Source organism: Kitasatospora sp. NPDC048722, assembly GCF_040650235.1.
GTDB lineage: Bacteria > Actinomycetota > Actinomycetes > Streptomycetales > Streptomycetaceae > Kitasatospora.
The window spans coordinates 1-12,454 of the sequence record NZ_JBEZGX010000108.1 but is presented as its reverse complement, the minus strand read 5'-3'; the positions used below and the strand labels follow the sequence as shown (position 1 = coordinate 12,454).

At 74.7% G+C, this 12,454-nt stretch carries 10 protein-coding genes, 1 rRNA gene and 1 pseudogene; 10 read left to right on the top strand and 2 right to left on the bottom strand.

The window, feature by feature from the left end; all coding sequences use genetic code 11:
• The 9 genes from rrf to AB0C76_RS40150 all read left to right on the top strand — a co-directional run.
• Positions 1 to 83: ribosomal RNA gene (gene rrf / locus AB0C76_RS40190) — 5S ribosomal RNA — on the top strand; the annotation flags it as partial.
• A gap of 210 nt (positions 84 to 293) precedes the next feature.
• Positions 294 to 1,703 (top strand): histidine kinase, encoded by a 1,410-nt coding sequence (locus tag AB0C76_RS40185; RefSeq protein ID WP_359975369.1) that lies wholly within the window; start codon positions 294 to 296, stop codon positions 1,701 to 1,703.
• Positions 1,655 to 2,320, top strand: coding sequence for a response regulator transcription factor (locus tag AB0C76_RS40180; protein ID WP_359975366.1), 666 nt, complete (start codon positions 1,655 to 1,657; stop codon positions 2,318 to 2,320). The genes AB0C76_RS40185 and AB0C76_RS40180 overlap by 49 nt, the downstream gene beginning before the upstream one ends.
• 202 nt (positions 2,321 to 2,522) lie before the next feature.
• Complete coding sequence (locus AB0C76_RS40175; RefSeq protein WP_359975363.1) at positions 2,523 to 4,085, top strand: DUF2637 domain-containing protein; 1,563 nt, start codon at positions 2,523 to 2,525, stop codon at positions 4,083 to 4,085.
• A gap of 133 nt (positions 4,086 to 4,218) precedes the next feature.
• Positions 4,219 to 5,508 carry an aldolase/citrate lyase family protein gene (locus tag AB0C76_RS40170; RefSeq protein ID WP_359975361.1) on the top strand — a complete coding sequence of 430 codons (1,290 nt, stop codon included), beginning with the start codon at positions 4,219 to 4,221 and terminating at the stop codon, positions 5,506 to 5,508.
• A 106-nt stretch (positions 5,509 to 5,614) separates the two neighbouring features.
• On the top strand, positions 5,615 to 6,271 hold the full coding sequence (locus AB0C76_RS40165; RefSeq protein WP_359975358.1) for a YigZ family protein: 657 nt from the start codon (positions 5,615 to 5,617) through the stop codon (positions 6,269 to 6,271).
• Between the two features lie 375 nt (positions 6,272 to 6,646).
• Positions 6,647 to 8,374 (top strand): hypothetical protein, encoded by a 1,728-nt coding sequence (locus AB0C76_RS40160; RefSeq protein WP_359975355.1) that lies wholly within the window; start codon positions 6,647 to 6,649, stop codon positions 8,372 to 8,374.
• Positions 8,375 to 8,486: 112 nt separating this feature from the next.
• Positions 8,487 to 10,169 carry a restriction endonuclease gene (locus AB0C76_RS40155; protein ID WP_359975352.1) on the top strand — a complete coding sequence of 561 codons (1,683 nt, stop codon included), beginning with the start codon at positions 8,487 to 8,489 and terminating at the stop codon, positions 10,167 to 10,169.
• Positions 10,170 to 10,476: 307 nt separating this feature from the next.
• Positions 10,477 to 11,211: a ZIP family metal transporter gene (locus AB0C76_RS40150; protein WP_359975372.1), complete on the top strand. Its 735-nt coding sequence runs from the start codon at positions 10,477 to 10,479 to the stop codon at positions 11,209 to 11,211.
• A gap of 36 nt (positions 11,212 to 11,247) precedes the next feature.
• Here the strand turns inward: AB0C76_RS40150 and AB0C76_RS40145 are convergent, their stop codons facing one another.
• Positions 11,248 to 11,754 carry a MarR family transcriptional regulator gene (locus AB0C76_RS40145; RefSeq protein ID WP_359975349.1) on the bottom strand — a complete coding sequence of 169 codons (507 nt, stop codon included), beginning with the start codon at positions 11,752 to 11,754 and terminating at the stop codon, positions 11,248 to 11,250.
• Positions 11,755 to 11,944: 190 nt separating this feature from the next.
• On the opposite strand from AB0C76_RS40145, the gene AB0C76_RS40140 reads away from it, so the two are divergent.
• Positions 11,945 to 12,283, top strand: a complete 339-nt coding sequence (locus AB0C76_RS40140) for a DUF2218 domain-containing protein (protein ID WP_359975346.1) — start codon at positions 11,945 to 11,947, stop codon at positions 12,281 to 12,283.
• On the opposite strand, the pseudogene AB0C76_RS40135 reads toward AB0C76_RS40140, so the two are convergent.
• Positions 12,280 to 12,454, bottom strand: a pseudogene (locus AB0C76_RS40135) (integrase core domain-containing protein); the annotation flags it as partial. The gene AB0C76_RS40140 and the pseudogene AB0C76_RS40135 overlap by 4 nt on opposite strands.

The window sequence follows — 12,454 nt, the reverse complement described above, 5'->3', positions numbered from 1 at the left end:
ACATTCCGAACCCGGAAGCTAAGCCTCACAGCGCCGATGGTACTGCAGGGGGGACCCTGTGGGAGAGTAGGACGCCGCCGAACAATTCTTCTGAAAAGCCCCTGATCCGTTCGGATCGGGGGCTTTTCGCATTTCCGTTCGCGTTTTCGGGCGATCCCAGGATCCCCTCGTGCTGCATCCACCTGTAGGTGGTGCTAGGTCCACCCCGGAACTGGGGTGGCACGGCCAGTGTCGGTGGCGTCCTCCTCGTGAACACTGATGGTGGACGATCGAGACCGGCATCAGGAGCTTCCGTGACAACGACGAGTCGAACGAGCGGCGCGGGTGTGCGCGTTCAGGCCCAGGCCGCCCTGGAGTCGGGTGGCCAGGGGCTGGCTCGGCTGGGCCTCCTGGTGCTGGGCGCGCTGCCGGGGTTCGCCCTGCCCGTGCTGGCGGCCGTGCTGGCCGGCGCCGTGACGACCCAGGTGATGGCGTACTACTACCCGGTGGAGCTGTTCGCCCTGGTGGCCGCGGCCCTCGCCGGCGGCACGGTGGCCGCGCTCTTCGTCCGCCCCACGGCGAACCGCACGCGCAGGCAGCTGGAGCGCTGGTACGGCATACGTCTGCCGGCCGTCTACGCGCCGATGCCGGCGCTGGAGCCGGACGAGCGCGGGCACTGGTGGACGGGCTACTCGTACCACCGCTCCCGGACGGTCGCGAAGTGCGCGCGGCTGCTGCACTGGGGCTTCCGGGACCGGACCACCCGCGGTGAGATGGCCTGGCTGGTGGTGAACCCGCTGGCGGTGCTGGCCCTGGCGGGTCCGCTGGTCGGTCTCATCCTCTTCAGCACGGCCTATGTGATCGCGGGGCCGACGTCCGAGGAGGGGATCGGGCCGGTGCCTCCGGTCCAGCTGTCGCTGGTGGTGAACTTCGGGCTCGGGCTGGCCATGGTGGCGCTCGCGGTGATGCTGGCGCCGTTCGCGGTCCGCGTCCACGCCGAGCTGGCCCGGCGGGTGCTGGACCAGGACGGCCGGGCGACGCACGCCCAGCTGACCAAGCGGGTGGCCGAGTTGACCGAGACCCGGGCGGACGCGCTCGGCGACCAGGCGGCCGAGCTGCGGCGGATCGAGCGGGACCTGCACGACGGCGCGCAGGCGCGGCTGGTCGCGATCGGGATGACGCTCGGCACCATCGAGCACCTGATGGACACGGACCCGACCGCCGCCCGCGAGCTGTTGTCGGAGGCGCGGCAGTCCTCGGCCCGGGCTCTGCAGGAGCTCCGGGACCTCGTCCGCGGCATCCACCCGCCGGTCCTCGCCGAGCGCGGACTGGGCGACGCCGTCCGGGCGTTGGCGCTGGACAGCGCGCTGCCGACGGAGGTGTGCGTGAGCGTGCCGGACCGGCTGCCCGCCCCGGTGGAGGCCGCTGCCTACTTCAGCATCTGCGAGCTCCTGGCCAACGCGGCCAAGCACTCGCACGCGGAGCAGGTCTGGGTGGACATCCTGTACCGGGCCGGCTCGCTGCGGGTCACGGTGACGGACGACGGGGTCGGCGTGGCCGAGCCGGCGAAGGGAACGGGGCTGCGCGGCGTCGAACGCCGATTGGGTACCTTCGACGGTGTCCTCGCCATCGACAGTACGTCCGGCGGTCCGACCACCATCACCTTGGAGCTGCCGTGCGAGTTGTCCTCGCCGAGGACCTCTACCTCCTTCGCGAAGGCCTGATCCGGCTGCTGGAAGCGCACGGCTTCACCATCGCCGCCGCCGTCGAGACCGGGCCCGAGCTCCTGGAGGCGTTGCTGACGCACCGGCCGGACGTGGCCGTGGTCGACGTCCGGTTGCCTCCGACACTGACGGACGAGGGCCTGCAGGCGGCGCTCCAGGCCCGCCGGGAGATCACGGGACTTCCGGTCCTGGTGCTGTCGCAGCACGTCCAGCAGCTGTACGCGAGGGAGCTGTTGGCCGACGGCACGGGCGGGATCGGGTACCTCCTGAAGGACCGGGTGTTCAACGCCGACCAGTTCATCGACGCGGTCCGTCGGGTGGCGGCCGGCGGTACGGCGATGGACCCGGACGTCATCGCGAAGCTGATGCAGACCACGGCCCGTCGTCCGGGGCCGCTGCTGCGGCTGTCGCCGCGCGAGCGCGAGGTGCTGGAGCTGATGGCGGAGGGCTGCTCGAACTCGGCGATCGCCGCCCGGCTGACGGTGAGCGACGGTGCGGTGGCCAAGCACATCGCCAACATCTTCACCAAGCTCGAACTCGCCCCCGACGAGGACGCCAACCGCCGTGTCCTCGCGGTCCTCGCCTACCTCAACGGCACGGCCGGGCGGGCGGCCTGACGCTCCGCCCGGTCCCGGGGGCGGTCCGGTCACGCCCTCACCTGTGACGCCCCGGCCTGTGGAAACGCTGAAACGTGCGTACGAGTAAACTCCGGTGGGCCGAGCCCCGGAGGTAGGTCAGCCGTCCGGCGCCCCCGACCAGCGGGAACCGGCAGCGAGGCAGCGCACGGCAGCAGCCGGAATCCAGGGGTTGATAGACGTCATGGCACGCCCAACGCTCACCAAGGCCCACCGGGGCCTGCTCGGCATCGTCGCGGCCGGGGCCTGCATCATCTCGGGCATCGGCTTCGCGGGGTCGTACAACGCGGTGCGGGAACTGGCCTCGGAGAAGGGCTTCGGAGCCTTCTCCTACGCCTTCCCGATCGGCGTCGACGCCGGCATCGTCGTGCTCCTGGCGCTCGACCTGGTCCTGACCTGGCTGCGGATACCCTTCCCGCTGCTGCGGCAGACCGCATGGGTGCTGACCGTCGCGACCATCGCCTTCAACGCCGCCGCCTCGTGGGGCGATCCGCTCGGCATGGGGATGCACGCCGTCATCCCGGTGCTGTTCGTCGTGGTCGTCGAGGCCTCCCGGCACGCGGTGGGCCGGATCGCGGCGATCACCGCGGACCGGCACATGGAGTCGGTCCGGATGATGCGCTGGCTGCTCTCCCCGGTGCCGACCTTCCGGCTCTGGCGCCGGATGAAGCTGTGGGAGCTGCGCTCGTACGACGAGGTCGTCCGGCTGGAGCAGAACCGGCTGGTCTACCGGGCGCAGCTGCGCTTCCGGTACGGGCGCGGCTGGCGCCGGTCGGCCCCGATCCAGGCGCTCCTGCCGCTGAAGCTCGCCAAGTACGGCGTGCCGCTGGACCCGTCGCTGCTCGACCGGCTGGACGACGAGGCCCGCGAGCGCGAGGCGAGGGAGGCGCTGGAGCTCCAGCCGCAGGAGCAGCGCGCCGCCGCGGCCATCGCCCCGGCGGGCCCGGAGGTTCCCCTTCAGCCCCAGCCCCAGCCCCGGCCCCATCAGCAGCAGCGCCAGGCCCAGCCGCATCCGCCCCGGCAGGTCCAGCAGGTCCAGCAGGTCACGCAGCCCGGTCCGGAGGCCCAGCCCCAGCCGCAGCCCCAAGCTCAGCCGCAGGAGGCCCCGGCGGCCGTTCCGCCGATGTCGGCCGAGGTGGCCGCGCCGATGCTCGCCAAGCTGGCCGCCGTCCGTCTGCGTGCGGCCCAGGAGCCGGAGGGCACGGAGGAGGTGGCCCCGCAGTCGCCGCGCGAGGAGCTCAACGTGTGGACGGCGCGGCCGGTCCGCACCACCGGCGGCCACCAGGCCGACGCCAGCCCGGGCAGCCGCGTGCCCGGACAGGCCTCCCCGTGGTTCAAGCCCCCGCGCCCGCTGGACGAGGAGTCGGCTCCCGGGGCCGCGCCGAAGCCCCAGGCCGCGACCCAGCAGCCGGCGCAGCAGGAGCAGGACCCCGCACCCGCCCAGGAGCCCGTCCAAGCCGGGCCCGTCCAGGCCGGGTCCGCCGTGCCCGCCGAGGAGCACGCCCCCGTCGACGCCGTCGGCCCGCGTCCGGCTCCGGCGCGGCTCGACCCGGAGCTGGCTTTCGAGGCGCTGGTCTCGTACATCGACACCTTCGAGCACCACCCCGACCCGCAGCGCCTCGCCGACTGGCTGACCAAGGAGTACGGCCTGACCGGCAACCGCCCGGACGGCTCGGTGCACCCCAAGGACGTCGCCGAGCTCTACCCGCAGCTGCGCGACCGCTACGCCGCCGCCGGGAGGGACTGACCGGGTGATCCGCGGCCGGACGCCCCCGTGCCCCCGCGTCCACCGCTCGGTCGGCCATTGACGCCCGACCCGGCCGGAGTTACCTTCGCCTCAACAATCTGTTGAAGCGCTGGTTCGGCACGGAGGAGTACGGATGTCGCAGGTCGAGGTCGACGGTAACGGGTCGACGGGCGGGGCCTTCTTCTCCGCCGCCGCCCTCGACGCCGTGGAGGCGCTGCTGGCCCCGGTCGACGCCGACCTGGCGCGCCGCTACCCGGGCGACTCCGGGACCAGGCAGCCGGTGCACACCGTCTACGTCCCGGCCGACGCCTTCGCCGCCGACACCGTCCGCTCGTGGGGCCGCCAGGCCCTCGAAGCGTTCGACACCCACGCCGGCACCCCGGCCGAGCTCGCCCGCGCCCTCGGCGTGGCCGACGACGCCCTGCTCGCCGACGTCCACGCCCGCGTCCGCGCGAAGCTGGAGCGCGAGCCGATCGAGGACCTGCGGATCGACTTCGAGGACGGCTACGGCCCCCGGCCGGACGCCGAGGAGGACGCCGCGGCCGTCCGCGCCGCCGAACTCGTCGCGGCCGCCGTGGCGGACGGCAGCGCCCCGCCGTACGTCGGCATCCGGATCAAGTGCATGGAGGCGCCGGTCCGCGCCCGCGGCATCCGCACCCTGGAGCTGTTCCTGGCCACCCTGCTCGCCGGGGGCGGGCTCCCGGACGGCCTGGTCCTCACCCTGCCGAAGGTGACCTACGCCGCGCAGGTGACCGCGCTGGTGCGGCTGCTGGAGGACTTCGAGCGGCGCGCCGGGCTGCCGGCCGGCCGGATCGGTTTCGAGATCCAGATCGAGACCACCCAGGCGGTCCTCGGCCCGGACGGCCGGGCCACCGTCGCCCTGATGATCGAGGCCGCCGAGGGCCGCGCCACCGGCCTGCACTACGGCACCTTCGACTACAGCGCCTCCTGCGGCGTCAGCGCGGCCTACCAGAGCATGGACCACCCGGTGGCCGACCACGCCAAGGCCGTCATGCAGGTGGCCGCGGCCGGCACCGGGGTCCGGCTCTCCGACGGCTCGACCAACGTCATCCCGACCGGCTCCACCGAGCAGGTCCACGCCGCCTGGAAGCTCCACCACGGCCTCGTCCGCCGTTCGTTGGCCCGCGCGTACTACCAGGGCTGGGACATGCACCCGGCGCACCTGCCGACCCGGTACGCCGCCGTGTACGCCTTCTACCGCGAGGGCCTGGAGGCCGCCTCCGCCCGGCTCGCCGCGTACGTCGCGAAGGCGGGCGGCGACGTGATGGACGAGCCGGCCACCGCCCGCGCGCTCAGCGGCTACGTGCTGCGCGGCCTGGACTGCGGCGCGGTCGACCCGGCCGAGGTCACCGCCCTGACCGGTCTGGACCGTGCCCGGTTGGACGCCCTCGCCGGCCGCTGACCGCCGCCCGCACGTCCCCCGCGGCCAACTAGGCTGGCGGTGCCGTCCCGCACGCCGGGGGCGTGCACCGCCAGCCTTCGCCGTCTTCCGGGAGAACCACCGCACCATGTCCGCCACGCCGGAGCCGACCCCCAGGCCGTACCTCACCATCCGGCAGGCCGGCAGCCACGAGATCGAGATCAAGAAGTCCCGGTTCATCTGCCACCTCGCCCGGGTCACCGACGAGGAGCAGGCGCAGGCGTACATCGCGGGCGTCCGCAAGCAGTACTGGGACGCGCGGCACAACTGCACCGCCTTCGTGGTCGGCGACGAGCAGCGCCGCGAGCGCTCCAGCGACGACGGCGAGCCGGGCGGCACGGCCGGCGTGCCGATGCTGGAGGTGCTGCGCCGCCGCGGGCTGACCGACACGGTGGCCGTGGTGACCAGGTACTTCGGCGGGATCAAGCTCGGCGCGGGCGGGCTCGTCCGGGCGTACGGGAACGCGGTGTCGGAGGCGGTTGACGCGGTCGGGCTGCTGGAGCGGCGGCCGGTGGCGCTGCTGGCCGTGACGGCGGACCACGTGCGGGCCGGGCGGGTGGAGAACGACCTGCGGGCGGCCGGGTACACCGTGAGCGACCTCTCCTACGAGGCGGCGGGGGTGCGGATCGAGGTCGGCGTGCCGGAGCCGGAGGTGCGGGCCTTCCACACCTGGCTGGCCGAGGCGACCGGCGGTACCGCGGTGGCGGTCGCGGCCGGCCGCACGTACGTCGAGGTGCCGGTCTAGACTCCTGCGCCCGCTGCGCCCGCTGCGCCCGCTGCGCCCGCTGCCGCCCCGCAGCCACCCGTGGCCCCCGCGACGCCCAAGGCCTCCCGCCTGCTGCGGGCACAGTCGGCCAACGTAGTCCATGGGGACGCGCCACGCCGGGCTTGCCTTGAACAGATTCACTCGAACGTATTCACGTGGCCCGGAGTTGGAACTTCCGCTCCGGGCCATGGCGTTTCCTGGGCAAGGATCCGGCCGAACCGGACGAAAACCATCGATGGAGGACACCAGACCCCACCACCGCACCACGGAGGTATGCGCATGACCTCGGATCGCTCCCCGTCGCCCGCCCGAGCCGACCTACCCGGCCCGAGGGGCCCCGCGACGCCCTACCGGATGACCGTCACCACGACGCTCCCGCACGCCGACGCCGTCTCGCTGGCCGACCAGCAGCTGGCCGACTGGCTGAAGCGGGAAGGCTACGGGGACCAACCGCCCGCAGCGGGCCCGTTCGAAGCGAGCCCGTACGCCGTGGACCCGCCTGTCACGGGCCCCTCCGCCGCGGACTCCCCCGACGGCCCGCAGGTCGAGCGCCTCCGCCTGGGCGACCGCGTCCTGCTCGACCGCGACCACGGCCCGCTGCGCGGCGGCCCCGCCACCGGCCACTACTCGCGCCGCCGCCTGCGCACCCCGGCCCCCCACGGGACGCAGCAGCTCACCCTGACCATCGCGACCGCCGCCGCGGGCCCGACCTGGGTCCGGCTGGAGGCCGAGACGCACACCACCGGCAGCGGCCTGCGGACGCCCTGCCGGGTGCCGGTGCCCGAGCTCGCCCACAGCCTGCTGCCGCTGCTGGACGCCACCGACGGTCCGGCCGCCGTCCAGCTCGCGCCGCGGGTGATCACCGCCGCCGAGGTCGACGGCCTGATCGACGAACTGTGCGACCCGGAGCGCCGGCTGCCCACCGTCGTCGCCAGCGTCCCGGTCAACGTCCCGGTCGACGGGTGGACGGAGTCCGTCGTCCGCCCGCTCTGCCAGCAGCTGCCCGGCCTCGCCACGGCCTACGTCCTGGATCCGGGGGCGCGCACCGGGTTCAACGTCGCGCTGGAGTACCACACCGTCTACGGCGGCGCCGTCCGCACCTACCTGCCCGAGGTCGACCCGGCCTCCCGGTACGACGGCGCCCGGCACCCGGTGCTCGCCCGGGGCCGAATAGAGCAGGACGTCCGTCGCGCCGCCGGCCTGCTCGCCCGGGAACCGCGCCGGCTCGCCGCCGAACTGCCGCTGCCGCCCGTGCTCGCGGCGGTCCCGGTGCTGCGGATCCCCCCGTCGCAGCCCCGCCCGGACGCCGCGTCCTGCGCCGATCCGGCCGCCGCCCGCGCCGAACTGGCCGCGCTCGCCCGCGAGGAGCAACAGGATCGCGCCGAACAGCAGGCGAGGGCGGACGAGTTGGAGCGCGTGCGGCGCACGCTGCGTCGCGCACGCCGCACCCGGTCGAGGGCGCACACCCTGCCCGGTCGCCTCTGCGCTCCGTCCACCGCCCCGGTCGTCGGCCCGGTCGTCGGTTCGGTCGTCGGCGCGCCCGGGGTCCCGCGCACCACGGCCGTGCCGGACCCGGTTGCGGGGCCGGACGGCAACCCGGACACCTTCTACGAACTCCTCTCCCGGCTGGGCGAGTTCCCGCTGCTCACCTTCACCGGGGACCAGAAGTCCGCGCTCGCGCTGGACGAGCTCCAGTGCGCCGGTGCCGGCTGGGCCCGCCTCGCCTGGGACGGGCTGACAGCCCTCCAGGAGTACGCCGAGGCGGCCGTCCGCGGCGAGGCCGGCGGCGACTTCAAGCAGTGGTGCGAGCACACACCGGACGGCTGCCACCGCTTCCCGCCCCGCAAGGCGGTCCGCGGCGAGTCCCGGACGGTGCACAGCCACACCAAGTGGAAGCGCGAGCGGATGCTGCCGGTGCCGGAGTGCGTCGACGCCTCCCGGCGCGCGTTCATGGGCGCGCACCTGCGGATCGGCGGCGGGCGCACCGCACCCCGGCTGCACTACCTCGACGACTGCTCGGGCAGTGGCCGGATCTACGTCGGCTACATCGGCCTCCACCTGACCAACACCCGGACCAACTGAGAGGCTTGGCTGACCACCCGCGCCCGTTCGGTGGACAATGTCCGCAGGGGCGGGCCGCGGGGTCGCCGGTCGCCCCGTGCAGGCGCCGACGAGCATGGGGGAACGACGACCGATGCAGTACTCAGCAGACGGCCAGTCCGAAGGCGCCGCCACCACCCGGTTCCCCCAGCCGGGCTTCCTCGCCTCGGTCTTCCGCGACCTCGGCGTGGACCCGGCCCCCGACCCGACCGAGCCCGGGGAGCCGGCCACGCCCGCCGACGGCGACGGCGCGACCGCCGGCAGCAGCACCGGCATCACCGGCGGCCAGCAGATTCCCGGTGACGGCCCGTCCGCCGACGAGGAGTCGGTCGCCGCCCACGGCCGCGCCGCCGCCCTCACCCACCACCGCACGCTCACCGTCCAGGCCGAGCACGACCGCCTGGCCGACCTGCTCCGGCGGGCCGCACTGCCCGTCTCGGCCATGGACTTCGAGAGCCAGCTGCGCCACTACGAGCCCCGCCCCTACCCGGTCGCCGGCCCGGACGCCATCGAACCCGAGCCCCGCTGGGAGGACTTCGCCCCTGCCGACCCGCCCGCCGCCGACCCCGACGCCGCGCCGACCCGCCGCCTGCTCGACTCCGGCTACCAGCGCGAGCTGGCCCAGGCCCGGCTGACCCACCAGCGCGCCCTGCGGGAGTGGCGCACCCGCCAGACCGAGGCCGGCGCCCCGGCCGCCGACGAGTCCCGGCGGGTCCACGAGGAGGCCGAGGCGGCCCGGGCCCGCGCGGTGCGCGAGTACAACGAGAGCCTGGAGGAGTGCCGCCGGGCCTACCGGCTGGCCGAGCCCGCCGCGGTGGAGTCGCTGCTGGAACGGGCCCTCGCCGCCGCCGAGACCGCCACCCAGGACCTGCCCGCCCCCTGCCGGGCGGTCTTCCGCCCGCTCACCCGCACCGCGGTGCTGGACCTCGACCTGCCCCCGCTCGACCTGGTCCCCTCCCTGACCGGCTACCGGCTCGCCCCCGACGGTGACATCCACCCGGTGCCGCGCCCGCCGGCCGACCGGGCCACCGACTACCTGCGGCTGGTCGCCCGCCTCGCCCTGCGTGCCCTCCAGGCGGCCGACGCCGTCGACACCGAGGAGATACTCGCGGGCGTCGTTCTCAACGGCTGGCTGCGCGAGCCCGGCGGGGCCGGGCCGCTCTGCCTGGTCAGCGTGGACGCCGACCGCGACGCGCTGGCCCGCACCCGGCTGCTCCCGGCCGCCGCCCCCTACGAGGAGCGCGACGGCGAGGGCGTCTACGCCGACGCCGAGCAGGACGAGGCGCTGGTGCGGCTGCGCCAGCTCGGTGCGGCCGTCACCCCGGACCCCTACGCGAGGGCGGGCGTCGAGCCCGCCGCGCTGGCCGGTGCCGCCGTGCCGGCCGCGCCCGACCTGTCCGCCAACGAGTTCGCCCAGCTGGTCCGCGACCTGCTCACCCGGGGCGGCCTGGCCGAGTGGAGCGTGCGGCTGCGCGGCCCGGCCGGGCTGGTCGCGACGGGCGAGGGCGCCCCCGGCAGCGCGCTGCCGGGCCGTTGGGTCGTCTGGGCCTCCCGCGGCGCCGCAGAGGTCGCGGCGGAGGAGATCCGCACGCTCGCCGAGGCCGTGGGCGAGGAGTCCGCCGAGCGCGGTCTGCGGCTGACCACCGGCCGCTTCACCGACGAGGCCCTAGACCTGACCGCGGAGGAGAGCCACCGTCACATCCACCTCGTCGACGGCGACGGCGTCCGCGAACTCGCCATGACCCACCTCGGGCTGCCCCTCGCCACCGGTCGCTGACCGGCCCCGGGTCCGCCCCTCCGTACCCCCTCACCAGCCCGTTCGTCCCCGCGGGCTCACCCCGACGGCCCCTTCGGCGGGCGTGCCGCCACCCCGGGCCCGAGGCTGGGGAACGAGCCCCGGCCGGGCCGGGCACCCCGGGCGAGAGCCGCCGGTCGCCCGTCCGGTACGGTCGGCGGTCGGCCCGGCGTCGGGTGCAACCCTGGGGGAGACGGATGGGCAGAGCGGCCCGCAGACCACTTGACGGACCGGCACACGCGGAGGCCGCCCGGTGACCGCCGTCCTCGTCGCCGCCGGCGCGTTCCTGATGACGCTGATCGGCGGCTTCGTCGCCCAGCGCACCGGCGACCGGCGCCACCTCGTCCTCGGCTTCGCGGCCGGACTGATGCTCGGCGTCGTCGTCTTCGACCTGCTGCCCGAGGCCCTGCGCCAGGCGCCCGGCGAGGTGCACGGCGTGCCGCAGGCGTTGCTGATGTTCGCCGGGGGCTTCCTCGCCATCCACGTGGTCGAGCGCGCGGTCGCCATCCACCGTGGCCACGAGGGCGAGTACGCCGAGCACACCCACGGCCACCACCACGCGCACGGGCACACCCACCCGTCCGGGCGCCAGGGCATCGGCCTGAGCGCCGCCCTGGCCCTCGTCGGGCACAGCGTGATGGACGGCTTCGCGATCGGCGCCGCCTTCCAGGCCGGCACCACGGTCGGGACGGTCGTCGCCATCGCCGTCGTCGCGCACGACTTCGCCGACGGCTTCAACACGTACACGATCACCCGGCTCTACGGGAACAACCGGCGCCGCGCGCTGACCCTGCTCGCGGCGGACGCGATCGCCCCGGTCTCGGGCGCCGCGATCACGCTCGCCTTCACCATCCCCGAGCACCTGCTCGGCCTCTACCTGGGCTTCTTCTCCGGCTTCCTGCTCTACCTGGCGACCTCCGACATCCTCCCGGAGGCCCACAGCCCGCACCCGTCCCGCAACACCCTGCTGTGCACGCTCGCCGGGGTGGGCTTCATGTGGCTGGTGATCGGCTTCGCCAACTAGGGCGGGTCCTGGCCCACCTGCCCACCTGCCGACCGGTCAGCGGCCCGCGTACCGGGTCTCGGCGGCGCGCAGCACGCGCAGCACCGCGTCCTGGTCGGCCGGGCTGACCTCGCCGAAGTACTCCTGCGCCACTTCGTGGCGGACCAGCCCGATCCGCTCGACCGCGGCTCGGCCCGTCTCGGTCAGCAGGATCCGCACGGCCCGCCGGTCGGCCGGGTCCGGGCTGCGCTCGACCAGGCCGGCCTCCTCCAAGGCGTCCACCACCGTGGTGGCCGAGCGCGGGGCGATGTGCAGCCGGTCGGCGAGGTCGCTCAGCCGCATCGCGCGGTCCGGCACCTCGCAGCCGGGCGCGTGGGCGAGCGTGCGCAGCGCCCGGGCCTGGCCGGGGGTGATGCCGTAGGGCTCCAGCCGCTCGCTGGTGCGGCGCCGGATCCGCTTGATCGCCCGGGTCATCGCGTCCGCCAGCTCGGCGGCGGTGTCCGCCGGGCCTGCCGGGGGAGTGGGGGAGGAGTGCGCCGGGTCGTCGGTCGGCGTGGTGGTCATGGGCGGTCTCCTCGGCAGGCGTCCGCCCAAGCGTATCGGCCGGTCCGCGGCTCGCGACCGGCGGCGGACGGGTGTTCCGGGCGCGTGCGGACGGCCCTCCCGGAAATATGTTGAGTCAAACTCAGCATCTGGGTTAGCGTAGCCGCAAGTGAGGGTGCCCTAAGTGCTCTCCCCGGAACCTGGAGGGCCCGTGCCCCGCTCCGAAGCCCGCGTCGCCACCGACCGCCCCGCCCGCTACGCCAAGCAGCTCGCCGCCCACATGGGCCGCAAGATCGAGGCCGTCTTCTCCGAGGAGACCGGCCGCGGCACCCTGACCTTCGGCGCCGGCACCGCCACCCTGGAGGCGCAGCCGGACACCCTGCTGCTCGTTGTCGAGGGCGAGCGCGAGAACCTCCCCGGCCTGGAGGACGTCGTCGGCCGTCACCTCGTCCGGTTCGGCGCGCGCGACGAACTCGTCGTCGAGTGGCACCGCGACAACGGCGAGGCCGGCCTCGTCCACCGCAACGACGAGGACCCGAAGGACGCCTAGGTGTTCTGACCCGTGAGGTTGGGGACGCGGCTGGCGGGTGGCTTGCCTGCGAGAGCGGTGTGTCCGCGGTGGTGATTTGTAGGTGTGGAGCCAGTCGGTGTAGGCGTCGCGGCGTTCCTGCTCGGTGCGGTAGGGCCTGGCGTAGGCCCATTCGTCGAGCAGGGTGCGGTT

What these genes read in the sequence shown, in the direction of transcription:
- AB0C76_RS40145 (WP_359975349.1), bottom strand. Translation starts at nt 11,754, where the DNA reads ATGACCACCACGCCGACCGACGACCCGGCGCACTCCTCCCCCACTCCC.
- AB0C76_RS40170 (WP_359975361.1), top strand. Translation starts at nt 4,219, where the DNA reads ATGTCGCAGGTCGAGGTCGACGGTAACGGGTCGACGGGCGGGGCCTTC.
- AB0C76_RS40160 (WP_359975355.1), top strand. Translation starts at nt 6,647, where the DNA reads ATGACCGTCACCACGACGCTCCCGCACGCCGACGCCGTCTCGCTGGCC.
- AB0C76_RS40165 (WP_359975358.1), top strand. Translation starts at nt 5,615, where the DNA reads ATGTCCGCCACGCCGGAGCCGACCCCCAGGCCGTACCTCACCATCCGG.
- AB0C76_RS40155 (WP_359975352.1), top strand. Translation starts at nt 8,487, where the DNA reads ATGCAGTACTCAGCAGACGGCCAGTCCGAAGGCGCCGCCACCACCCGG.
- AB0C76_RS40175 (WP_359975363.1), top strand. Translation starts at nt 2,523, where the DNA reads ATGGCACGCCCAACGCTCACCAAGGCCCACCGGGGCCTGCTCGGCATC.
- AB0C76_RS40150 (WP_359975372.1), top strand. Translation starts at nt 10,477, where the DNA reads ATGACGCTGATCGGCGGCTTCGTCGCCCAGCGCACCGGCGACCGGCGC.